Source organism: Escherichia sp. 20412-1 (assembly GCF_003027595.1).
GTDB classification, from domain to species: domain Bacteria; phylum Pseudomonadota; class Gammaproteobacteria; order Enterobacterales; family Enterobacteriaceae; genus Escherichia; species Escherichia marmotae.
The window spans coordinates 15037-36416 of sequence record NZ_PYQM01000018.1 but is presented as its reverse complement, the minus strand read 5'-3'; the positions used below and the strand labels follow the sequence as shown (position 1 = coordinate 36416).

At 52.3% G+C, this 21380-nt stretch carries 22 protein-coding genes; 6 read left to right on the top strand and 16 right to left on the bottom strand.

What is annotated here, in order from left to right:
* The first annotated feature begins 51 nt into the window (after nucleotides 1-51).
* From ltnD to C7B16_RS13715, 5 genes are all read left to right on the top strand, one after another.
* Nucleotides 52-960 (top strand): L-threonate dehydrogenase, encoded by a 909-nt coding sequence (gene ltnD / locus C7B16_RS13735; RefSeq protein ID WP_105224743.1) that lies wholly within the window; start codon nucleotides 52-54, stop codon nucleotides 958-960.
* A complete protein-coding gene (gene otnK / locus C7B16_RS13730) occupies nucleotides 957-2219 on the top strand; it encodes a 3-oxo-tetronate kinase (protein WP_105267978.1) in 1263 nt (420 codons plus the stop codon). Before ltnD ends, otnK begins: the two co-directional genes overlap by 4 nt.
* The gene (locus C7B16_RS13725; RefSeq protein WP_107179822.1) at nucleotides 2216-2854 is read left to right on the top strand and encodes an aldolase; all 639 of its coding nucleotides are present in this window, start codon (nucleotides 2216-2218) and stop codon (nucleotides 2852-2854) included. Before otnK ends, C7B16_RS13725 begins: the two co-directional genes overlap by 4 nt.
* Nucleotides 2855-2858: 4 nt before the next feature.
* Nucleotides 2859-3635, top strand: a complete 777-nt coding sequence (locus C7B16_RS13720; protein ID WP_001136907.1) for an HPr family phosphocarrier protein — start codon at nucleotides 2859-2861, stop codon at nucleotides 3633-3635.
* Between the two features lie 88 nt (nucleotides 3636-3723).
* Nucleotides 3724-5088 (top strand): GntP family transporter, encoded by a 1365-nt coding sequence (locus C7B16_RS13715; protein ID WP_000104436.1) that lies wholly within the window; start codon nucleotides 3724-3726, stop codon nucleotides 5086-5088.
* Between the two features lie 258 nt (nucleotides 5089-5346).
* Here the strand turns inward: C7B16_RS13715 and rpoS are convergent, their stop codons facing one another.
* The 12 genes from rpoS to cysD all read right to left on the bottom strand — a co-directional run bounded on the left by rpoS (nucleotide 5347) and on the right by cysD (nucleotide 15117).
* The gene (rpoS, locus tag C7B16_RS13705) at nucleotides 5347-6339 is read right to left on the bottom strand and encodes an RNA polymerase sigma factor RpoS (RefSeq protein ID WP_000081550.1); all 993 of its coding nucleotides are present in this window, start codon (nucleotides 6337-6339) and stop codon (nucleotides 5347-5349) included.
* 62 nt (nucleotides 6340-6401) lie between these two features.
* Nucleotides 6402-7496 (bottom strand): murein hydrolase activator NlpD, encoded by a 1095-nt coding sequence (nlpD, locus tag C7B16_RS13700; protein ID WP_306667652.1) that lies wholly within the window; start codon nucleotides 7494-7496, stop codon nucleotides 6402-6404.
* A 184-nt stretch (nucleotides 7497-7680) separates the two neighbouring features.
* Nucleotides 7681-8307 (bottom strand): protein-L-isoaspartate O-methyltransferase, encoded by a 627-nt coding sequence (gene pcm, locus C7B16_RS13695; protein ID WP_000254703.1) that lies wholly within the window; start codon nucleotides 8305-8307, stop codon nucleotides 7681-7683.
* Nucleotides 8301-9062 (bottom strand): 5'/3'-nucleotidase SurE, encoded by a 762-nt coding sequence (gene surE / locus C7B16_RS13690; RefSeq protein WP_001516955.1) that lies wholly within the window; start codon nucleotides 9060-9062, stop codon nucleotides 8301-8303. The genes pcm and surE overlap by 7 nt, the downstream gene beginning before the upstream one ends.
* Entirely contained in the window at nucleotides 9043-10092 is a 1050-nt protein-coding gene (gene truD, locus C7B16_RS13685; RefSeq protein WP_000568971.1) for a tRNA pseudouridine(13) synthase TruD, read from the bottom strand. The genes surE and truD overlap by 20 nt, the downstream gene beginning before the upstream one ends.
* Nucleotides 10089-10568 carry a 2-C-methyl-D-erythritol 2,4-cyclodiphosphate synthase gene (gene ispF, locus C7B16_RS13680; RefSeq protein WP_001219242.1) on the bottom strand — a complete coding sequence of 160 codons (480 nt, stop codon included), beginning with the start codon at nucleotides 10566-10568 and terminating at the stop codon, nucleotides 10089-10091. Before ispF ends, truD begins: the two co-directional genes overlap by 4 nt.
* Nucleotides 10568-11278: a 2-C-methyl-D-erythritol 4-phosphate cytidylyltransferase gene (gene ispD, locus C7B16_RS13675; protein ID WP_107179821.1), complete on the bottom strand. Its 711-nt coding sequence runs from the start codon at nucleotides 11276-11278 to the stop codon at nucleotides 10568-10570. Before ispD ends, ispF begins: the two co-directional genes overlap by 1 nt.
* Before the next feature lie 18 nt (nucleotides 11279-11296).
* Nucleotides 11297-11608, bottom strand: a complete 312-nt coding sequence (ftsB, locus tag C7B16_RS13670) for a cell division protein FtsB (protein WP_000517476.1) — start codon at nucleotides 11606-11608, stop codon at nucleotides 11297-11299.
* Between the two features lie 193 nt (nucleotides 11609-11801).
* Nucleotides 11802-12125 (bottom strand): DUF3561 family protein, encoded by a 324-nt coding sequence (locus tag C7B16_RS13665; protein ID WP_001246116.1) that lies wholly within the window; start codon nucleotides 12123-12125, stop codon nucleotides 11802-11804.
* Nucleotides 12126-12174: 49 nt separating this feature from the next.
* A complete protein-coding gene (cysC, locus tag C7B16_RS13660) occupies nucleotides 12175-12780 on the bottom strand; it encodes an adenylyl-sulfate kinase (RefSeq protein ID WP_001173652.1) in 606 nt (201 codons plus the stop codon).
* A complete protein-coding gene (gene cysN, locus C7B16_RS13655; protein ID WP_107179820.1) occupies nucleotides 12780-14207 on the bottom strand; it encodes a sulfate adenylyltransferase subunit CysN in 1428 nt (475 codons plus the stop codon). The genes cysC and cysN overlap by 1 nt, the downstream gene beginning before the upstream one ends.
* A 1-nt stretch (nucleotide 14208) precedes the next feature.
* Nucleotides 14209-15117 carry a sulfate adenylyltransferase subunit CysD gene (gene cysD / locus C7B16_RS13650; protein WP_107179819.1) on the bottom strand — a complete coding sequence of 303 codons (909 nt, stop codon included), beginning with the start codon at nucleotides 15115-15117 and terminating at the stop codon, nucleotides 14209-14211.
* A 251-nt stretch (nucleotides 15118-15368) separates the two neighbouring features.
* Between cysD and iap the strand changes: the two genes are divergently transcribed.
* Nucleotides 15369-16406 (top strand): alkaline phosphatase isozyme conversion aminopeptidase, encoded by a 1038-nt coding sequence (iap, locus tag C7B16_RS13645; RefSeq protein ID WP_107179818.1) that lies wholly within the window; start codon nucleotides 15369-15371, stop codon nucleotides 16404-16406.
* Between the two features lie 116 nt (nucleotides 16407-16522).
* Here the strand turns inward: iap and C7B16_RS13640 are convergent, their stop codons facing one another.
* The 4 genes from C7B16_RS13640 to cysJ form a co-directional block, all read right to left on the bottom strand.
* Complete coding sequence (locus C7B16_RS13640) at nucleotides 16523-16675, bottom strand: Hok/Gef family protein (protein ID WP_000956462.1); 153 nt, start codon at nucleotides 16673-16675, stop codon at nucleotides 16523-16525.
* A gap of 263 nt (nucleotides 16676-16938) precedes the next feature.
* Nucleotides 16939-17673, bottom strand: a complete 735-nt coding sequence (gene cysH, locus C7B16_RS13630) for a phosphoadenosine phosphosulfate reductase (RefSeq protein WP_107179817.1) — start codon at nucleotides 17671-17673, stop codon at nucleotides 16939-16941.
* Between the two features lie 84 nt (nucleotides 17674-17757).
* Entirely contained in the window at nucleotides 17758-19470 is a 1713-nt protein-coding gene (gene cysI / locus C7B16_RS13625) for an assimilatory sulfite reductase (NADPH) hemoprotein subunit (RefSeq protein ID WP_001516957.1), read from the bottom strand.
* A complete protein-coding gene (gene cysJ, locus C7B16_RS13620; RefSeq protein ID WP_107179816.1) occupies nucleotides 19470-21263 on the bottom strand; it encodes an NADPH-dependent assimilatory sulfite reductase flavoprotein subunit in 1794 nt (597 codons plus the stop codon). The genes cysI and cysJ overlap by 1 nt, the downstream gene beginning before the upstream one ends.
* Between the last annotated feature and the right edge of the window lie 117 nt (nucleotides 21264-21380).

The following is a 21380-nucleotide window of genomic DNA, read 5'->3' as shown; positions in this document are numbered from 1 at the left end:
TTATATTCACAACATCAAACAAAATATCACTTAAATTAACAAGGAGAGCAGATGAAAACGGGAGCTGAGTTTCATGTCGGTATCGTTGGTTTAGGGTCAATGGGGATGGGAGCGGCGCTGTCGTGTGTCCGCGCGGGTCTTTCTACCTGGGGCGCAGACCTGAACGCCAATGCCTGCGCTACGCTGAAAGAGGCTGGCGCTTGCGGGGTTTCCGATAACGCCGCGACGTTTGCCGAAAAACTGGATGCTCTGCTGGTGCTGGTGGTAAATGCGGCCCAGGTCAAACAAGTACTGTTTGGTGATAAAGGCGTTGCACAGCATCTGAAACCCGGCACGGCTGTAATGGTTTCTTCCACTATCGCCAGTGCTGATGCGCAGGAAATTGCCACTGCTCTGGCTGCGTTCGATCTGGAAATGCTGGATGCGCCAGTTTCTGGTGGCGCGGTAAAAGCCGCTAACGGTGAAATGACCGTTATGGCCTCCGGTAGTGATCTTGCCTTTGAACGCCTGACCCCCGTGCTGGAAGCCGTCGCCGGAAAAGTTTATCGCATTGGTGCAGAGCCGGGTCTGGGTTCGACAGTAAAAATTATCCACCAGTTGTTAGCTGGCGTGCATATTGCTGCCGGGGCCGAAGCGATGGCGCTTGCTGCCCGTGCGGGGATCCCACTGGATGTAATGTATGACGTCGTAACCAATGCCGCCGGAAATTCGTGGATGTTCGAAAACCGGATGCGCCATGTGGTGGATGGCGATTACACCCCGCATTCTGCCGTAGATATTTTTGTGAAGGATCTCGGGCTGGTTGCTGATACCGCTAAAGCCCTGCACTTTCCGCTGCCGTTGGCCTCAACAGCGTTGAATATGTTCACCAGCGCCAGCAACGCAGGTTACGGAAAAGAAGACGACAGCGCAGTCATCAAGATTTTCTCTGGCATCACTCTACCGGGAGCGAAATCATGATCAAGATTGGCGTTATCGCTGATGATTTTACCGGCGCGACGGATATCGCCAGTTTTCTGGTGGAAAATAGTCTGCCAACGGTGCAAATCAACGGTGTCCCGACAGGGGAAATGCCGGAAGCAATCGATGCCGTTGTGATCAGTCTGAAAACTCGCTCCTGCCCGGTGGCAGAAGCCACACAGCAATCGCTGGCGGCTCTGCGCTGGTTGCAACAACAAGGTTGCAAACAAGTCTACTTCAAATACTGCTCCACTTTCGACAGTACTGAGAAAGGCAATATCGGCCCGGTGACTGATGCATTAATGGATGCACTCGACACGCCGTTTACGGTCTTTTCCCCGGCTCTGCCAGTCAACGGGCGCACGGTTTATCAGGGTTATTTGTTCGTGATGAATCAACTGCTGGCCGAATCCGGGATGCGGCATCATCCAGTAAATCCTATGACCGACAGCTACCTTCCGCGTCTGGTTGAAGCACAATCCACAGGGCGCTGCGGCGTCGTTTCGGCGCATATTCTCGAAAAAGGTGTGGAAGCCATGCGTCAGGAACTGGCCCGTTTACAGCAAGAGGGCTATCGCTACGCGGTGCTTGATGCCCTGACCGAACGCCATCTGGAAATTCAGGGTGAAGCCTTGCGTGATGCCCCATTAGTAACCGGCGGTTCTGGCCTTGCGATAGGTCTGGCCCGGCAGTGGGCGCAAGAAAACGGTAACCAGGCACGCGAAGCAGGGCGTCCACTCGCAGGGCGCGGCGTAGTGCTCTCCGGTTCATGCTCACAAATGACCAATTGCCAGGTGGCACATTACCGTCAGATTGCGCCAGCCCGTGAAGTTGATGTGGCACGTTGTCTCACAACAGAAACACTGGTCGCTTATACACACGAACTGGCGAAATGGGTTCTGAGTCAGGAAAGTGAACTTGCTCCGCTGGTTTTTGCCACCGCCAGCACCGACGCGCTGGCCGCTATTCAACAGCAATATGGCGCACAAAAAGCCAGCCAGGCAGTGGAAGCGCTGTTTTCGCTACTGGCTGCCAGGTTAGCGGCGGAAGGTGTAACACGTTTTATTGTCGCAGGCGGTGAAACTTCCGGAGTGGTCACGCAGAGTCTGGGCATAAAAGGGTTCCATATTGGCCCAACAATTTCCCCCGGTGTGCCGTGGGTTAACGCACTGGATAAACCTGTCTCACTGGCCCTTAAATCCGGCAATTTCGGTGACGAAGCCTTTTTTTCACGAGCCCAAAGAGAGTTTCTACCATGAGCGATTTCGCAAAAGCAGAGCAGTCTTTGCGAGAAGAGATGACGCGGATTGCCAGTTCGTTCTTTCAGCGCGGCTATGCCACCGGTTCGGCTGGCAATCTGTCGCTGCTTTTGCCTGACGGGAATTTACTGGCAACGCCGACAGGTTCATGCCTGGGTAATCTCGATCCGCAGCGGCTTTCCAAAGTCACCGCGGATGGCGAATGGCTAAGTGGTGACAAACCCTCAAAAGAAGTGCTCTTTCATCTGGCGCTGTATCGCAATAATCCGCGCTGTAAAGTTGTCGTGCATTTGCACAGTACGTGGTCGACGGCACTTTCCTGCCTTCAAGGGCTGGACAGCAGTAACGTTATTCGTCCGTTCACACCGTACGTGGTGATGCGGATGGGGAACGTCCCGTTGGTGCCCTATTATCGCCCGGGCGATAAACGCATCGCACAGGATCTGGCGGAACTGGCAGCAAATCATCAGGCCTTTTTGTTAGCAAATCATGGCCCAGTGGTTTGCGGTGAAAGCCTGCAAGAAGCTGCCAACAATATGGAAGAGCTGGAGGAAACGGCCAGGCTGATTTTTATTCTCAGCGACCGCCCGATCCGCTATCTGACCGCAGATGAAATTGCGGAATTAAGGAGTTAATGCAATGCCTCGTTTTGCAGCTAATTTATCCATGATGTTCACCGAAGTGCCTTTTATTGAACGCTTCGCCGCAGCGCGAAAAGCTGGTTTTGATGCCGTGGAATTTCTGTTTCCCTATGACTATTCCATCCAGCAAATCCAGCAACAACTGGCGCAAAACCATCTGACGCTGGCGCTGTTCAATACCGCTCCTGGGGATGTTAATGCGGGTGAATGGGGATTATCCGCCCTTCCCGGACGTGAGCACGAAGCTCGCGCGGACATCGATCTGGCTCTGGAATATGCGCTGGCGCTCAATTGCGAACAAGTTCATGTGATGGCAGGAGTAGTGCCCGCAGGCGAAGACGCTGAACGGTATCGGGCAGTGTTTATCGATAATCTCCGCTACGCTGCCGATAGCTTTGCGCCGCACGGCAAGCGAGTTTTGGTTGAAGCACTCAGCCCAGCCGTTAAACCTGGTTATCTCTTCTCCAGTCAGTATCAGGCACTGGCAATTGTTGAAGAGGTCGCTCGCGATAATGTGTTTATTCAGTTGGATACCTTCCATGCGCAAAAAGTAGATGGCGACCTGACGCATTTAATCCGCGATTACGCTGGGAAATATGCCCACGTGCAAATTGCCGGACTGCCTGACCGACATGAACCAGACGATGGCGAGATCAATTATCCGTGGCTGTTTCGCCTGTTCGATAAGGTGGGATATCAGGGTTGGATCGGTTGTGAATACAAACCCCGCGGCCTCACCGAAGAAGGGCTTGGCTGGTTTGACGCCTGGCGCTAATTCGCTAAATCCATAATTACAACGTACCCATACATCCCCCCATCTACGGATGGGGTAGGTTAACTATAACTTTCAGACAGGGTTTTCCATGTCCACAATTACATTGTTATGCATTGCGTTAGCTGGCGTAATCATGCTGTTGCTGCTGGTCATCAAGGCAAAGGTACAACCATTCGTCGCGCTGCTTCTCGTCAGCCTGTTAGTCGCACTTGCAGCGGGTATCCCGGCTGGCGAAGTAGGTAAAGTGATGATCGCCGGGATGGGTGGCGTGCTTGGTTCCGTCACCATTATCATCGGCCTTGGCGCTATGCTGGGGCGCATGATCGAGCACTCTGGCGGCGCAGAATCACTGGCCAATTATTTCAGCCGTAAGTTAGGGGATAAACGAACAATCGCCGCACTGACTCTGGCAGCATTCTTCCTCGGCATCCCCGTCTTCTTTGATGTCGGCTTTATTATTCTTGCGCCAATCATTTATGGCTTTGCCAAGGTTGCAAAAATATCACCGCTTAAATTTGGTCTGCCTGTTGCTGGGATCATGCTGACCGTTCACGTAGCTGTGCCGCCACATCCTGGCCCCGTCGCCGCAGCGGGACTCCTTCACGCAGACATCGGCTGGCTGACCATAATCGGTATTGCGATTTCTATTCCAGTGGGCATTGTCGGCTATTTTGCAGCGAAAATAATCAATAAGCGCCAATATGCGATGTCGGTGGAAGTACTGGAGCAGATGCAACTGGCTCCAGCCAGTGAGGGAAACGCAACAAAATTAAGCGATAAAATAAATCCGCCAGGCGTAGCGCTGGTCACCTCGCTAATTGTTATCCCTATCGCGATTATTATGGCGGGTACGGTTTCGGCAACACTAATGCCAGCCTCGCATCCCCTGCTTGGTACGTTGCAACTGCTCGGCTCACCGATGGTAGCATTGATGATTGCGCTGGTACTGGCGTTCTGGTTATTGGCCTTACGTCGCGGCTGGAGCCTGCAACACACCAGCGATATTATGGGCTCAGCCCTTCCCACTGCGGCGGTAGTTATTCTGGTTACTGGAGCTGGTGGGGTGTTCGGCAAAGTGCTGGTGGAATCTGGCGTCGGTAAGGCTCTTGCCAACATGCTACAAATGATTGACCTGCCTCTGTTGCCTGCGGCATTTATTATTTCACTGGCGCTGCGTGCATCGCAGGGTTCGGCAACCGTAGCAATCCTGACAACAGGCGGACTACTTTCAGAAGCGGTTGTGGGGCTGAATCCGATTCAGTGCGTACTGGTGACACTGGCGGCCTGCTTTGGTGGGCTTGGCGCATCGCACATTAACGACTCCGGTTTCTGGATCGTCACCAAATATCTGGGTTTATCGGTGGCAGATGGTCTGAAAACCTGGACAGTGTTAACGACCATCCTCGGTTTTACCGGATTCTTAATCACCTGGTGCGTGTGGGCAGTAATTTAACCTTAGCGAAAAGGTTCGATGGGTACTTGCTGCGGCGATCCCATTGGTAACCGCGTGGATGATGAATTTTTGGGGCGTTTGAGTAGAGAAGAGCAGGTGTTGTTTATGCGACTGGTGCGCAAGATGATGAACACATAGGGTGCTGATTGCCGGATGCGACGCTGTCGCATCTTATCCAGGCGACAAAATACACCAACTCCCCAAACAAAAGAAAAAGGCCAGCCTCATATGAGACTGGCCTTTCTGACAGATGCTTGCTTATTCGCGGAACAGCGCTTCGATATTCAGCCCCTGAGTCTGCAAAATCTCACGCAGACGGCGCAGGCCTTCAACCTGAATCTGGCGAACACGTTCTCGTGTGAGGCCTATTTCACGACCTACATCTTCCAGTGTTGCCGCTTCATACCCCAGCAAACCGAATCGACGTGCCAGCACTTCACGCTGCTTGGCGTTCAGTTCGAACAGCCATTTGACGATGCTCTGCTTCATATCGTCATCTTGCGTGGTGTCTTCCGGACCGTTCTCTTTTTCGTCGGCCAGGATGTCCAGCAACGCTTTTTCGGAATCACCACCCAGCGGGGTGTCTACCGAGGTAATGCGCTCGTTAAGACGAAGCATACGGCTGACGTCATCAACTGGCTTATCCAGTTGCTCTGCGATTTCTTCCGCGCTCGGTTCGTGATCCAGCTTATGGGACAACTCACGTGCGGTTCGCAGGTAAACGTTCAGCTCCTTTACGATGTGGATCGGCAAACGAATCGTACGGGTTTGGTTCATAATCGCCCGTTCGATCGTCTGGCGAATCCACCATGTTGCGTATGTTGAGAAGCGGAAACCACGTTCCGGGTCAAACTTCTCAACCGCGCGGATCAGCCCCAGGTTACCCTCTTCGATAAGATCCAGCAACGCCAGACCACGATTGCCATAACGGCGGGCAATTTTTACCACCAGACGCAAGTTACTCTCGATCATCCGGCGGCGGGAGGCGACATCTCCACGCAGTGCGCGACGCGCAAAATAAACTTCTTCTTCGGCCGTTAACAGTGGCGAATAACCAATCTCACCAAGGTAAAGCTGAGTCGCGTCCAGCACACGCTGTGTGGCACCCTGCGATAACAGCTCCTCTTCGGCCAAATCGTTATCACTGGGTTCCTCTTCAACTAAGGCCTTTTCGTCAAAAACCTCAACTCCGTTCTCATCAAATTCCGCATCTTCATTTAAATCATGAACTTTCAGCGTATTCTGACTCATAAGGTGGCTCCTACCCGTGATCCCTTGACGGAACGCTCAAGCAAAAGCCTGGTTCCGCCGAATTATCGCTGCGGTAAATAACGCAGCGGGTTTACGGATTTCCCCTTGTAACGAATTTCAAAATGCAATCGTGTTGAACTGGTTCCGGTGCTACCCATGGTTGCTATTTTTTGCCCCGCCTTCACTTCTTGTTGTTCCCGGACCAGCATTGTGTCGTTATGGGCGTAGGCACTCAGGTAATCATCATTATGTTTGATGATAATCAGATTACCGTAGCCGCGCAGCGCATTACCGGCATAAACAACGCGGCCATCTGCGGTCGCGATAATTGCCTGTCCTTTGCTACCTGCGATATCAATCCCCTTGTTGCCTCCCTCAGAAGCGCCAAAGGTTTCAATCACTTTGCCCTCAGTTGGCCAGCGCCAGGTGGAAATCGGCGTACTGGTTGATGTACTGCTGACAGTCGGCTCGGTTGTGCTTGCTGTTGGTACAGTTACAGGCGCTGTGACCGTGGTCGCAGTTGGCTTGTTGTTCGGCAACATTTTGTTAGCACTCTGTTCACCCGAAGATTCAGAATACGTAATTGTCGGTTGCGACGCAACAGCAACGGTGGAATTTTGTGCAGGCTTGATCACAACTCCTTGCTCTGCTGCATCCGCCTGGGTAATGGCATTTCCGCCAGTGATTGGCGTGCCAGAAGCATTGCCAACCTGTAAAGTCTGACCTACGTTCAACGCGTATGGTGCCTCAATATTATTACGTTGGGCGAGATCGCGGAAATCGTTACCGGTGATCCAGGCAATATAGAAAAGTGTGTCGCCTTTTTTCACGGTATAAGTACTACCGCTATAACTGCCTTTCGGAATATTCCCGTACTGACGGTTGTAGACGATACGCCCATTTTCCATTTGCACCGGTTGCTGAGTGACAGGCTGCACCGGCTGGATTTGTGGTTGTTGCGTAGATTGAATTTGTGGCTGCTGTACCGGCTGAATTTGCGGTTGCTGCGTTTTAGACGTCGTCCCCATTTTCGGCGGTGGCGTAATCAACATACCTGAATTGGTATTTGCAGGTGCATTGCCGTTAACGGAACTGACTGGTGCCGGTGGATTCGATGTGTCAGAACAGCCAGCCAACCATAGCGAAACCAGTGACAAAGCCGCAATACGGCGAACGGTGAATTTTGGGCTTCCCGCGCTCATTTATCCCCCAGGAAAAATTAATTAATAACCAGTGACATAATTACCGTGCAAGGCACCCTACTGAACACTGGAAAAGATGTTCACGATACGCTGACCTGCTGCAAAATAACCAGGAAAATTCCAGGTATTTCCTCGCACTTTAAGCCAGCTCCCCCTTCACTAAGGGAACAAAGCGCACGGCCTCTACGGTATCGATAATAAATTCGCCCCCGCGACGACGCACCCGCTTCAAATACTGGTGCTCTTCCCCTACCGGCAAGACGAGAATCCCGCCTTCATCCAGTTGCGTCATTAGTGCAGTAGGAATTTCGGGCGGTGCTGCCGTTACAATGATAGCGTCAAACGGCGCACGTGCTTGCCAACCTTGCCATCCATCGCCGTGACGGGTTGAAACATTATGTAAATCAAGATTTTTCAGGCGACGACGCGCCTGCCACTGCAATCCTTTAATCCGTTCAACCGAACATACATGCTGGACAAGATGTGCCAGGATTGCCGTTTGATAGCCCGAACCGGTGCCGATTTCCAGCACCCGCGACTGCGGCGTCAGTTCGAGTAATTCGGTCATTCGCGCCACCATGTACGGCTGCGAAATTGTCTGCCCCTGACCTATCGGCAACGCGATATTGTCCCAGGCTTTTTGTTCAAACGCTTCATCAATGAATTTTTCACGCGGCACGGCGGCAAGTGCGTTCAACACCTGCTCATCCTGAATACCTTGCGCACGTAATTGATCCAGAAGTGCTTGTACGCGTCTGCTTACCATTGCGTGCCAACTCCCACGCTGTTTAACCAGTCTGAAACCACATCTTGCGCGTTGTGCGCGGTTAAATCTACATGCAGCGGCGTGATGGAGACATAGCCTTCATCTACCGCAGCAAAATCAGTCCCCGGACCGGCATCGCACTTACCGCCCGGCGGGCCAATCCAGTACAGCGTATTACCGCGCGGATCCTGTTGCGGGATAACTTGATCTGCCGGATGTCGTGTACCGCAGCGAGTGACGCGGATACCTTTAATCTGATCCAGCGGTAAATCCGGGACGTTAATATTGAGAATACGCCCGGTGCGCAGCGGCTCTTTGCACAGTGCGCGCAAAATAGAACAGGTTACCGCCGCAGCAGTGTCATAATGCTTATGCCCGTCAAGCGAGACGGCCAGCGCTGGAAAACCTAAATGACGGCCTTCCATCGCGGCTGCCACCGTACCGGAATAGATAACATCATCACCCAGATTCGGCCCGGCGTTAATGCCCGAAACCACAATATCCGGACGCGGACGCATCAGTGCATTCACACCAAGATATACACAATCGGTCGGGGTTCCCATTTGCACGGCGATATCACCATTTTCAAAGGTAAACGTGCGCAGGGAGGATTCCAGTGTCAGAGAATTTGAAGCGCCGCTGCGGTTACGATCGGGGGCAACCACCTGAACGTCAGCAAACTCACGCAAGGCTTTCGCCAGCGTTTGTATACCGGGTGCATGTACCCCGTCATCATTACTCAGCAATATGCGCATAATCACCTGTTGTGTTGATAAGTTCCCTGACAACGCTGGTTGCAAAACTTCCCGCCGGAAGCCAGAAACGGATTTCTACGGTGACGTCATCCCACCAGTTCCAGCTTAATTGTTGTGGATATAACAGCATCGCTCTGCGCGCGGCGTCTACTTTTTCGCGTACCAGTAATGCTTGCAATTCAGTTTCGTCGGCAACCGCCGCTTGTTCGAATGCCAGCGCCTCACGCTGGGTTCCCCACTCGCCGCTACCGGGCAAAGCAGCGGTAATCATCAGCTCTTTATCGTTGACGCGACGCTGTAATTCCGCCATTTCATCGTTAGTAGCAACAAACCAGCTACCACGCCCGGCTAATTGTAGCGCATCGCCGTCAACAACTTGATTAACGTCCGCTTTTTTGAGGCGCTCAGCAACAATCTGATTAAACAACGCACTACGGGCTGCCGACAACCAAAAACTGCGTTTATTGCGATCGCGCACCGGAGTATTCGTTTGCGCCCAGCGCAGCGCCCCCTGCAAGTTACTGCCGCCAATACCAAAACGTTGCGCACCAAAGTAGTTCGGTACACCTTTCACGCAAATATCGATCAGACGCTGTTCAACGTCATCGCGATTGCTCACTTCGCGTAGCACCAGGGTAAAGGCGTTACCTTTCAGCGCCCCTAAACGCAGCTTACGCTTGTGCCGCGCATACTCCAGCACCTGGCAACCTTCCAGTTGAAACGCACTCAGATCAGGCATTTCTTTGCCCGGTACACGCGCGCATAACCACTGTTCCGTAACGGCATGTTTGTCTTTCTGCCCCGCGAAGCTGACTTCACGAGCATGAATTTTCAGGAATTTTGCCAGTGCGTCCGCCACAAACCGGGTATTGCAACCGTTTTTAAGCACCCGCACCAGAATATGCTCACCTTCACCATCAGGCTCAAAGCCTAAATCTTCCACCACCACAAAGTCTTCCGGGTTGGCTTTCAGCAGCCCGGTGCCTTGCGGTTTGCCGTGGAGGTAAGTGAGATTATCAAACTCAATCATTTTGTTGCCTTAATGAGTAGCGCCACCGCTTCACAGGCAATCCCTTCCCCACGTCCGGTAAATCCAAGTTTTTCCGTGGTGGTGGCTTTCACGTTAACATCATCCATATGGCAGCCGAGATCTTCGGCAATAAACACGCGCATTTGTGGAATGTGCGGCAACATCTTCGGTGCCTGAGCGATGATAGTGACATCAACGTTGCCGAGGGTATACCCCTTCGCCTGAATGCGTCGCCAGGCTTCGCGTAGCAGCTCGCGGCTATCGGCACCTTTAAATGCCGGATCGGTATCCGGAAACAGCTTGCCGATATCCCCCAGCGCCGCGGCACCAAGTAGTGCATCGGTCAGCGCATGCAGCGCCACGTCGCCATCAGAATGCGCCAACAGCCCTTTTTCGTAAGGAATGCGCACGCCACCAATGATAATTGGGCCTTCGCCACCAAAGGCGTGTACATCAAAACCGTGTCCAATTCGCATTATGTATTCTCCTGATGGATGGTTCGGGTGAGGTAAAATTCAGCAAGCGCCAAATCTTCCGGGCGCGTGACTTTAATGTTATCCGCACGGCCTTCGACAAGCTGCGGATGAAAACCGCAATATTCCAGCGCCGAGGCTTCATCGGTAATGGTTGCGCCTTCATTTAAAGCACGCATCAAGCAGTCATATAACAGCTCTCGAGGGAAAAATTGCGGCGTCAGCGCGTGCCATAAACCGTTGCGATCAACGGTATGTGCAATGGCATTTTTATCAGGTTCGGCGCGTTTCATGGTATCGCGCACCGGAGCGGCAAGAATCCCCCCCGTGCGGCTGGTTTCGCTCAGAGTTAACAGCCGTGCAAGATCATCCTGATGCAGGCAAGGACGAGCGGCGTCATGCACCAACACCCACTGCGCGTCGCCAGCAGCTTTCAGTCCTGCCAGCACAGAATCGGCACGCTCTTCACCACCATCAACAACAGTGATTTGCGGATGATTCGCCAGAGAAAGTTGTGCAAAACGACTATCGCCCGGGCTTATTGCAATGACGACACGCGTCACCCGGGGATGCGCCAGGAGCGCATACACCGAGTGTTCAAGAATGGTTTGATTACCTATTGAGAGATATTGCTTAGGACATTCCGTTTGCATTCGGCGGCCAAATCCGGCCGCCGGAACCACGGCGCAAACATCCAAATGAGTGGTTGCCATGTTAATTCCTGGGCTGATTTATCGATTGTTTTGCCCCGCAGACTGCGCGCGCTTCGACGCGTCAGGCACCAGACGATAAAAAGTTTCGCCCGGCCTGGTCATGCTGAGTTCATTACGCGCACGCTCTTCGAGCGCCTCCTGGCCGCCATTGAGATCGTCAATTTCGGCAAAAAGCTGATCGTTTCGCGCTTTAAGTTTCGCGTTTGTAGCTTGCTGTGCCGCCACATCATCATTGACGCGGGTATAGTCATGTATACCGTTCTTACCGAACCACAGCGAATACTGTAGCCAGACCAGAATAGCCAGCAACAGCAGCGTTAGTTTACCCATCCTGCCCCCTGAAAAACGGCATCATCATCCCATGCATCCGAAGACGACTCTACATCCTCTGTTGGGGATACCGCGACAACGCGGGCAAATGTACCACATTTGTCCATTGTTACGTATACCCAGGGCGTGCAGAACATAATCTCATTATTGGTTACGGTTTGAATTATGAACAGACCAGACGGGAAAGAACAAATTAGCCCAGCAACCACATAAACAGTGCGGCAAACATAATGCCGACTGTCACCAGGGTGAAAACAATGCTGTAGCGTAGCTTTCCGTCCATCAATGAATGCAGCGCAATACCCACCACCACCGCGACGGGCATCAGCGCCAGAAAGAAAGGCCAGGTATAGATAAAGAAGAACAGCGTGTTAGAGCCATAAATCAACATCGGTATCGCCAGCGCGCACAGCCAGGAGACAAAACCGACCACGGCCCCTGACAGCGACCATGTGGTTTCTTCATCTTCGGTAAGGCTTTCGCTATTTGTTAGTGTAATGTTATGGCTATTACGCATATCGGATCCTGTTACTTTGACGAACCGGGCATGTAAACCCGGTGGTGTCTCAGGATCTGATAATATCGTTCTGTCTCAGTAGATCTAATAATTGCTGAACCAAATTTGTTACCAATTGTTCACCATTGAGATGAATTTCTGCTGATTCAGGCGCTTCGTAAACGGCATCTATCCCCGTAAAGTTACGCAGTTCACCGGCACGCGCTTTTTTATATAAACCTTTTGGATCGCGAGCTTCACAAATCGCCAACGGCGTATCGACAAACACTTCGATAAACCGCCCTTCTCCTACACGTTCGCGAACCATCTGACGTTCAGCGCGATGTGGTGAGATAAACGCAGTCAGCACTACCAGACCGGCTTCAACCATTAAATTCGCCACTTCGCCAACCCGACGGATATTTTCTTTACGATCGGCATCGCTAAAACCGAGATCGCTGCATAAACCGTGGCGAACGTTGTCGCCATCCAGCAAATACGTGCTGACGCCAAGTTTATGCAGCGCCTCCTCCAGCGCCCCGGCAACTGTCGATTTCCCTGAACCAGAGAGGCCGGTAAACCACAACACAACACCACGATGCCCGTGGTGTTGCTCGCGCTGTTGTGGAGTCACCGGATGACTATGCCAGACGACGTTTTCGTCATGCAGCGCCATTATTTACCTCCCAGCAAATCGCGCGCGCCCCAGTGTGGGAAGTGGCGACGTACCAACGCATTCAGTTCCAGCTCAAATGCGCTAAATTCTGATGGCGCAACGGCAACCTCATTTTTCGGCTCATGCACCATACCGGCACCAACGGTCACGTTGCTCAGGCGATCGATAAAAATCAGCCCACCAGTTACCGGATTTTGTTGATAACGATCTAACACTAGCGGCTCATCAAAAGTGAGATCCACCAGACCAATGCCGTTCAGCGGCAGATTTTCAACTTCACGCTGGTTAAGGTTATTAATATCAATCTGATAATGAATGTCATCAACACGAGCACGCGTCTTCTTCCCGGCAATTTTGATGTCGTAACTCTGCCCTGGGGAAAGCGGTTGTTCCGCCATCCATACCACATCCACTGACGCGCTCTGCACCGTCGACAACGCTTCATCTGCTGCCAGCAGCAAATCGCCACGACTGATGTCGATCTCATCCGTCAGCACCAGGGTGATCGCTTCTCCGGCAAAGGCGTCTTCGCGATCGCCATCAAACGTGACGATCCGCGCAATATTTGACTCAACACCAGAGGGGAGCACTTTGACATGTTGCCCGACTTTCACGCTGCCAGAGGCCAGCGTTCCTGCGTAGCCTCGAAAATCAAGATTCGGGCGGTTAACGTACTGCACCGGGAAGCGCATTGGCTGGTCATCAACCACTCGCTGAATCTCAACGGTTTCCAGCACTTCCAGCAGTGTCGGGCCGCTGTACCACGGCATACTTTCACTTTGCGAAGCAACATTATCGCCTTCCAGCGCGGAGAGCGGCACAAAGCGGATATCCAGATTGCCCGGCAGTTGCCCGGCAAAGGTCAGATAATCTTCACGAATGCGGATGAACGTTTCTTCGCTGTAATCCACCAGATCCATCTTGTTGATCGCCACTACCAGATGTTTGATCCCCAGAAGCGTGGAGATAAAACTGTGACGACGGGTTTGATCAAGCACACCTTTACGGGCGTCGATCAATAAGATCGCCAGATCACACGTCGACGCGCCGGTCGCCATATTGCGGGTGTACTGCTCGTGCCCTGGGGTGTCGGCAATAATAAATTTGCGTTTTTCGGTGGAGAAATAACGGTAAGCCACGTCAATGGTGATGCCTTGTTCACGCTCAGCCTGCAGGCCATCCACCAGCAGCGCCAGATCCAGTTTTTCACCCTGGGTGCCGTGGCGTTTACTGTCGTTATGCAGCGATGAGAGCTGATCTTCGTAGATCTGGCGGGTATCGTGCAACAGGCGACCTATCAGGGTACTTTTGCCGTCATCAACGCTGCCACAGGTCAGAAAACGCAGCAAGCTTTTGTGTTGTTGCGCGATCATCCAGGCTTCGACGCCGCCTTCATTGGCGATTTGTTGTGCAAGTGCGGTGTTCATCTTAAAAATACCCCTGACGTTTTTTCAGCTCCATAGAACCGGACTGGTCGTGGTCAATCACACGGCCCTGACGTTCGCTGGTAGTGGAAACCAGCATCTCTTCGATGATCTCGGGCAGTGTTTGCGCATTTGACTCTACTGCGCCGGTCAGCGGCCAGCAGCCCAGCGTACGGAAACGCACCATCCGTTTTTTAATCACTTCGCCGGGTTGCAGGTCGATACGGTTGTCATCAATCATCATCAACATACCGTCGCGTTCCAGAACCGGACGTTCAGCAGCAAGATACAGCGGAACAATGTCGATATTTTCCAGCCAGATGTATTGCCAGATATCCTGCTCGGTCCAGTTAGAGAGTGGGAAGACGCGGATACTTTCGCCTTTGTTAATCTGCCCGTTGTAGTTATGCCACAGCTCCGGACGCTGGTTTTTCGGATCCCAGCGATGGAAACGGTCACGGAAAGAGTAGATACGTTCTTTAGCGCGGGATTTCTCTTCATCGCGGCGCGCGCCGCCGAAGGCAGCATCAAAACCATATTTGTTCAGCGCCTGTTTCAGGCCTTCGGTTTTCATGATGTCAGTGTGTTTGGCGCTGCCGTGAACGAATGGATTAATCCCCATCGCCACACCTTCTGGATTTTTATGCACCAACAGCTCGCAGCCGTAGGCTTTTGCCGTACGATCGCGAAATTCATACATCTCACGGAATTTCCAGCCGGTATCAACATGCAGCAACGGGAAAGGCAGCGAACCTGGATAAAACGCCTTGCGCGCCAGATGTAGCATGACGCTGGAATCTTTGCCGATGGAGTAGAGCATCACCGGATTTGAGAATTCTGCCGCCACCTCGCGAATGATGTGGATGCTTTCCGCCTCCAGTTGCCGCAGGTGAGTCAGTCGTTTTTGGTTCATAACCGTTCCTTTGCAATACTGCTATTTGCTTGCCATCAGATATTCCGACTATAGGGAGCGTAAGAGTGCGAATGAAATTACCAATTAGAATGAGTAGTTCCTTAACGGAATAACGATTTGGCAAAGCTAATATCAAAAAGTGCTTAAGGCTCCGGATTTCGGGCATTTAGGAAGATTTGAAATTGTTTTAGCGCAGCGGCAGTTTCATACTATGGCGGTAAAAAAATTTGCATGGTATTTAAGGACTCACTATGTTTTCCGCATTGCGCCACCGTACCGCTGCCCTGGCGCTCGGCGTATGCTTTATTCTCCCCGTACACGCCTCGTCACCTAAACCTGGCGATTTTGCTAATACACAGGCGCGACACATTGCCACTTTCTTTCCGGGGCGAATGACCGGAACACCCGCAGAAATGTTATCTGCCGATTATATCCGGCAACAGTTTCAGCAAATGGGTTATCGCAGTGATATCCGGACATTTAATGGCCGATATATTTATACCGCCCGCGATAACCACAAAAACTGGCATAACGTGACAGGAAGTACGGTGATTGCCGCTCATGAAGGCAAAGCACCGCAGCAGATCATTATCATGGCGCATCTGGATACCTACGCCCCACAGAGCGACGCGGATGCCGATGCCAATCTCGGCGGGCTGACATTACAAGGTATGGATGATAACGCCGCAGGTTTGGGGGTCATGCTGGAGCTGGCAGAACGCCTGAAAAATACGCCAACCGAATATGGTATTCGTTTTGTGGCGACCAGTGGTGAAGAGGAAGGGAAATTAGGCGCTGAGAATTTACTCAAACGAATGAGTGACGCCGAAAAGAAAAATACTCTGCTGGTGATTAATCTCGATAACTTAATTGTCGGTGATAAATTGTATTTCAACAGTGGCGTAAAAACCCCCGAAGCAGTAAGGAAATTAACGCGCGATCGGGCGCTGGCAATTGCCCGCAGTCATGGAATTGCCGCGACGACCAATCTTGGTTTGAATAAAAATTATCCAAAAGGCACCGGGTGTTGTAATGACGCTGAAGTTTTTGACAAAGCCGGTATTGCTGTACTTTCGGTAGAAGCAACAAACTGGAATCTGGGAAATAAAGATGGTTATCAGCAACGCGCAAAAACAGCCGCATTCCCCGCAGGAAATAGCTGGCATGACGTAAGACTGGATAATCAACAGCATATTGATAAGGCACTTCCAGGAAGAATAGAACGCCGCTGCCGTGATGTTATGCGGATAATGCTGCCACTGGTGAAGGAACTGGCGAAGGCGTCTTGATGGGTTTGAGCTGATTCCCCATGACTGTGAGGAGTCAATTCTGCCTATAAAAAAATAGGGTGCAGGAGACCAAACTATAACAATTCAATACGCGGGGTTTCACCCCCGCGTGGTGGCTACTTCTTCGGTTCGTAAGCGAGAACAGCCTTAAACTCCATACCACGTTCTCTGATATTCAACTCACACAACGAGTCGTCTACCATCAGCGTGAATCCCAGTACTGTACAACACAGCACTATGACTGCCACAAGGGCATATTTTGTTAGCATGTCTTGCCTCTCTGCAAAGAAGAGACTAGCATTCGAATTGTTGGGTTCGAACGTAGGCCTCAGGTGGATAGAAATATCGCCTGGGGCTTTTGTCCATCTGGAACCTCGCGAATGCTTAACGCCAGACAGCCTCAAGCACCCGACGCCATTCTATACCTGTTGATTCTCCCTGCGACGTTCTCGTTTAAAGGCCAGAATGCTGCTCGCAAAATAAAAACGCCCCCATCATTTCTGACAGAGGCGTTTAATTTATCCGGAAATATTTACCCTTCGTGTAATCCACATTCCCTTTTTAAGCCAAAGAAGCGCGTTTCTTCTTCGGCCATGCCGGGTTCCCATTTACGGGTTGTATGGGTGTCGCCAACCGATAAATATCCTTCGTCCCATAATGGGTGATATTTCAGGCCATGTTTTTGCAGGTACTGATAAATAGTTCGGTTATCCCAGTCGATAATCGGCAGCACTTTAAATACGCCACGCTGGATAGCCAGCACTGGTAAATTGGCACGGCTGCCAGATTGCTCACGGCGCAGACCAGCAAACCACGTTTGCGCGTTAAGTTCTTTCAGTGCACAGTTCATGGGTTCGACTTTGTTGATCTCATTGTACTTTTCAATGCCTTCAACCCCCTGCTCCCACAGTTTGCCGTAGCGTGCTTCCTGCCAGGCGGCGCTTTCAGTGGCACGGTACACTTTCAGGTTGAGTTTAAGTTTGTCCGTTAACTCGTCAATAAAGCGGTAGGTTTCCGGAAACAGATAACCAGTATCGGTAAGAATCACCGGGATATTCGGGCAGATCTGGTTCACCAGATGCAGGCTGACTGCCGCCTGAATGCCAAAGCTGGAAGAGAGCACGTATTCGCCGGGCAGATTCTCCAACGCCCAGGCAACGCGGCCTTCAGCGTCCAGTTTTTCCAGTTGAGCGTTGGTTTGTGCCAGAGCCAGAATGCGCTCTACCTTCGGCAGTTCATTCAGGTCGTTTAGATCAAGTCTGGACATAGATTCCTCACTGTTTGCCTTGCCTGATGCGACGCTTATGCGTCTTATCAGGCCTACAAAACCGAGCAGACGCAGCGATTTATGTTAATCCCACAAATCGCGAGCCGGATCGAGCACCGGGCGAATGATGCCCGCACGCACCGTAAAGTCACCGAAGCCTTCACCCGCTTCGCGCTCTTTCGCCCAGCGCCCTATCAGTTCATCAAGCGACGCCAGGATTTCCGGCTCGGTGATGTTTTCTTTATACATCCGTGGGATACGTGTCCCCATACGGTTGCCGCCAAGATGCAGGTTGTAGCGCCCCGGCGCTTTACCCACCAGACCAACTTCTGCCAGCATCGCCCGGCCACAGCCGTTCGGGCATCCCGTCACACGCATTACGATATGCTCATCGCTGATGCCATGTTTCGCCATTAAGTTATCGATGTTGTCGATAAACGAGGGCAGGAAACGTTCGGCTTCCGCCATCGCCAGCGGACAGGTCGGGAATGACACACATGCCATTGAGTTTTCACGCTGTGGTGTGACGGCATTCATCAACCCGCTCTCTTTGGCGATCTTCTCGATCTTCGCTTTTTCACTTTCCGGTACACCCGCGATAATCAGGTTCTGGTTCGCCGTAATGCGGAAATCGCCTTTGTGGATCTTTGCGATCTCCAGCAGACCGGTTTTCAGCGGACGCCCCGGATAATCGAGAATACGACCATTTTCGATAAACAGCGTCAGGTGCCAGTTATCATCGATACCCTTAACCCAGCCGATGCGATCGCCGCGTCCGGTAAATTCATACGGGCGGATCGGTTCGAACTTGATCCCCGCGCGACGTTCAACTTCCGCCTTAAACGTCTCTACCCCCACGCGTTCCAGCGTGTATTTGGTTTTGGCATTTTTACGGTCAGTACGATTACCCCAGTCACGCTGAGTCGTAACCACAGCTTCCGCCACTGCCAGCGTATGCTCAAGTGGCAGATAACCAAACTCGCTCGCCGTGCGGGCATAGGTTTTTTTATTGCCGTGTTCCATAGAAAGGCCGCCACCCACCAGCAGGTTGAAGCCCACCAGCTTGCCGTTTTCCGCGATAGCCACAAAGTTCATGTCGTTGGCGTGCAGATCGATATCGTTCTGCGGCGGAATAACCACCGTCGTTTTGAACTTACGCGGCAGATAGGTCTGCCCGAGGATCGGTTCTTCATCAGTGGTAGCAACTTTCTCCTGATCGAGCCAGATCTCCGCATAGGCGCGGGTACGCGGCAACAGATGTTCAGAGATCTTCTTCGCCCACTCATAGGCTTCCGCGTGCAACTGTGACTCGTACGGATTCGAGGTGCACAGCACGTTACGGTTCATGTCGTTGGCGGTCGCCAGCGCATCAAGACCGACTGAGTGCAACATTTGGTGTGCAGGTTTGACGTTCTTTTTCAGAATACCGTGGAACTGGAAGGTCTGACGGTTGGTCAGGCGAATGCTACCGTAAATGGTGTTTTCCACTGCAAATTTGTCGATCGCCTGCCACTGTTTGGTGGTGATAACGCCACCCGGCAGGCGGCAGCGGAGCATCATGGCGTGACGCGGCTCCAGCTTCTGTTCAGCTCGTTCGGCGCGAATGTCGCGGTCATCCTGCTGATACATGCCGTGGAAGCGGATCAGCAGGAAGTTATCGCCCTTAAACCCGCCAGTCAGGCCATCATTCAAATCTTCGGCAATCGTGCCGCGCAGAAAGTTGCTTTCAAGCTTCATGCGCTCGGCGTCTGCCAGTTTACCTTCGACCACTAAAGGCCCTGGATGTTTTTCGCTCATTAGTAGACATCTCGCTGATAACGGCGCTCTACGCGCAGCTCACTTAAAAATTCATCCGCCGCTTCAGTGTCCATGCCACCAAATTCGGCAATCACTTCCAGAAGTGCCTGTTCAACGTCTTTCGCCATGCGATTAGCGTCGCCGCAAACATAAATGTGGGCACCGTCATTGATCCAGCGCCACAGCTCTGCCCCCTGTTCACGCAGTTTGTCTTGTACGTAAATTTTTTCTTTTTGATCGCGTGACCAGGCCAGATCGATACGCGTCAGCACGCCCTCTTTGACATAACGCTGCCATTCCACCTGGTAGAGGAAATCTTCCGTAAAGTGCGGATTGCCGAAGAACAACCAGTTTTTGCCCGGCGCTTCGTCGGCGGCACGCTGCTGCATAAAGGCGCGGAATGGCGCGATACCGGTGCCAGGGCCAATCATAATCACCGGGGTTTCCGGGTTAGCTGGCAGGCGGAAGTTGTCGTTATGTTCGATAAAGACGCGAACTTCGCCCTCTTCTCCCACGCGATCCGCGAGGAAGCTGGAGGCACCACCGGCACGGGCACGGCCTTCCACGTCATAACGCACAACGCCGACAGTAACGTGCACTTCACTCTCGACTTCCGCCTGCGATGAGGCGATGGAATAAAGGCGCGGCGTCAGCGGACGCAAAATACTGATGAACGCATCAGCGTCCAGTTGTGCCGGAGAGAAACGCAACATATCGACAATCGGCGTCGTCGCAGCGTAATACTGCAACTTCGTTTTATCGCCCACCAGCGGCAGCAGCGTTTCGCTGCGCGTTAAGGTGGCGTAATTTTCAACAATGTTCGCGGTGTTGACGGTCAGTTCAAAATGCCACTGTAAGGCTTCCGCCAGCGGCAGCGTTTTGCCCTCGACAGTGACGGGTTCATCGCCTTTCAGCCACAGCAGTTCGACAATCTCTTTTACCAGTGCCGGATCGTTCTGATACCAGACGCCCAGCGCATCGCCCGGCTGATAGCGCAGGGCTGAGTCACCTAAATCGATCTCAATATGGCGAACGTCTTTTTCAGAGTTACGTCCAGTGATTTTCTGGTTAACAGAGAGGCTCGCCACCAGCGGCGCTTCTTTGCTATACGGACTGGTATGGATTTCATTCACCGCGCCAGTGGCGACGGATGTCGAAGGTGCTGCGACAGGCGCGCGCGATTTCAGTACATCAACTACATGGGCGCGCCATTCGCTGGCGGCTGCCTGATATTCAACATCGGCATCGACCCGGTCGAGCAGGCGTTCGCCGCCCAGTTCAGCCAGTTTGCTGTCGAAATCTTTACCGGACTGGCAGAAAAACTCATAAGAGGTGTCACCGAGGCTAAACACAGCAAAAGCGGTGTTTTCCAGTTTCGGCGCTTTTTTGGAGAACAGAAACTTGTGCAGCGCAACGGCTTCTTCCGGCGGTTCCCCTTCACCTTGTGTTGAAGTCACCACGATAAGCAGTTTTTCGCTGGCGATTTGTTTGAATTTATAGTCGCCTGCGTTCACCAGCTTAGCGTTCAGTTTTGCCGCTAATAAGTCGTCACGTAATGCTTCAGCGACCCGGCGAGCATTACCCGTTTGCGAGGCGGAAATGATGGTGATACCCGGCATTTCTGCGGCTGGTGTAGCGGCAAGTGTACCTGGCTGCTGGTTAAGCATTCCCCAGAAATAACCAGATACCCACGCAAGCTGGGTCGGTGTCAAATCAGTAGTGGCTGCCTGAAGGCGAGCCAGTTGCTCCGGGTTCAGCGGAAGCAAAGCGGAAGGAGGGACCTGTGTCGTCATGCGTCGTTATGTTCCAGTAAGCAAAGCTGTTTATCGGCCCTGTCAGCGCCCATAAAACAGAAGAGAAGGTAAGGTTAACGGCGCGAAGGGGGTGGATTAAAGACGGGATAGCGATAA